Raw genomic sequence first — 923 nt, 5'->3', positions numbered from 1 at the left:
CGCCTGGCAGCCCACCGCCGGTGCGCCCCTGGCGCGCCAGCGCCTGCGCATCGCGTCGGGTGAGCGCGGACGGGTCGAGCTGCCGCTGCATCCTCGCCGTCGCGGCGAACTGGTGAGCGAGTTCGTCGTGATCCGCTCGCGCGGGCCCCTCGGTATCGCGGGACGGCAGGCGCGCCACCTCGTCCGCGGCGCCATCCGCGTGCTGCCCGCGTTCAGCTCCCGCAAGCACCTCCCCTCCCGGCTTGCCCGGCTGCGGGAGCTCGACGGCAACACGAGCATCCAGGTGCGCGGTCAGGGCACCGAGTTCGACTCGTTGCGCGAGTATGTGCGGGGCGACGACGTGCGCTCGATCGACTGGCGCGCGACCGCCAGGGCCGGGACCACGATGCTGCGGACCTGGCGCCCGGAACGCGACCGCCACGTCGTCATCCTCGTCGACACGGGTCGCACGGCAGCGGCCCGCGTGGGCGACGGCACCCGCCTGGATGCGAGCCTCGAGGCCGCGCTCCTGCTCGCGGCCCTCGCCTCCCGCGCGGGCGACCACGTGCACCTGCTGATGTTCGACCGGGTCGTTCGGGCCAGGGTCACCGGCGTCGACGGCACCGCGCTCCTTCCCGCGCTCACCGACGCCATGGCCCCCGTGCACGCACGACTCGTGGACACCGACTGGCAGAGCGCGTTCGCGGCGGTGCGCACCCTGACCACGCGCCCCTCGCTGATCGTCGCGCTCACGGCGCAGGACGCGGCGGAGTCCGCACGCGGCTTCCTCGGCGCGTTCCCGACCGCGTCGCGGGCGATGACCGTGCTGGTCGGCTCGGTCACCGACGACGGGATCGCCGTGCTGGCGCGCGCCAGGGGCTCGCGCGAGGAGGTGTACGTCGCCGCAGCGGCCGAGCGGACGCTCCGCGACGCGGAGAACGTGG

1 protein-coding gene is annotated in these 923 nt (G+C 75.2%); it reads left to right on the top strand.

Going from position 1 to position 923, the window contains the following annotated elements; all coding sequences use genetic code 11:
- Nucleotides 1-923 (top strand): DUF58 domain-containing protein (locus DW309_RS03025; RefSeq protein ID WP_136044522.1); only part of this gene is annotated, 923 nt, incomplete at both ends.

It is taken from the genome of Microbacterium sp. K41 (genome assembly GCF_004794395.1).
Lineage (GTDB): Bacteria > Actinomycetota > Actinomycetes > Actinomycetales > Microbacteriaceae > Microbacterium > Microbacterium sufflavum.
This window is presented reverse-complemented; position numbering and strand designations above follow the sequence as displayed.